The 1,005-nt window shown below is 63.8% G+C and carries 1 protein-coding gene; it reads left to right on the forward strand.

Features of this window, described 5'->3' with window-relative positions; genetic code table 11:
* The first annotated feature begins 289 nt into the window (after positions 1-289).
* On the forward strand, positions 290-442 hold the full coding sequence (locus tag I6A81_RS00095) for a hypothetical protein (protein ID WP_203008578.1): 153 nt from the start codon (positions 290-292) through the stop codon (positions 440-442).
* Positions 443-1,005: the final 563 nt, after the last annotated feature.

Raw genomic sequence — 1,005 nt, forward strand, 5'->3', positions numbered from 1 at the left:
TGCTGACCACCGCGGCCCCCTGGACCAGCCCCTGGCTGCCGCCGGGTTACGCGCAGGACTTTCGGAATGCCGCTTAGATGACCGGGCGTCTGGTCGCATCATCCGCGCCGACGCCGCATCCGCGGGGAAAGGCGGCTTCCGGGGCGACTGCTTACGCGTCTGGCGAGCTTTGCCCCGGGGTCCGATCTTCGCGCAGCTTCCGCATGGTCGCGACGTCGGCGATGTCTTGCGGACGTCCTGACGCTTGTTTGTTGATGACCAGGTCCTCGATCGAGATGAACGGAACCTATTGATCTACGATGCGTACCTCGACGCGACGCTCCCAGCAGGATGCAAAATCCACACCGTCGACTTGAGTGATGATGTCGATGCGTTTCGGCGGATAACCGAGCTGGACGACGACACCCTCCTCGAGGAAGTCGGCGGCCTTGAGCCCGAGTGAGCCGAATCCGAAGTCCCGCGGTGCCGCGATCAGGCTGTTCGCGTTCTGCTCGTCGATCCAGACCCAGACGTCGAGGTCCTTCGTGAAGCGTGGGTGGCCGTGAGCCGCGACGGCGTACCGCCCACTACGAGAAACCGGACGTTATGGGCGGCGCAGGACGCGATGAACTCGCTGAAGTCGCGGTCCAGCTCCATCAGACCATCCGTAGTACGCGCAGCGAAGTTCCTGAAGGTGCGCCAGGCGTTCAACGGGAGTCCGTGACAGCCACCAGGCCAGATCTGGGTCGGGTCGCGGAGGCGACGCCGGGTCACAACTCGCTCGATTGGCACGGATCCAGTGTACGAACAGGTGTGCCCAGACAGCGCAGCGACACAGGCCGGTCGTGCCAGCCGAGACCGTGCGCGGCAAGGCGGTAATAGGACGCGGCAGCCCTGGTCACCGGCGGTGATTGCCGGTGACCAGGGCCGTGTGGTCATTGCCGGTGGTACTAGGGCGTGTATCTGGTTGTGATCATTGGGTGCTTTGTCCGAGTTCTCTGATCCAGATCATGGATGCGCGTAGCT

The sequence above is a fragment of the Frankia nepalensis genome (genome assembly GCF_016786325.1).
Classification (GTDB): Bacteria; Actinomycetota; Actinomycetes; order Frankiales; family Frankiaceae; genus Pseudofrankia; species Pseudofrankia nepalensis.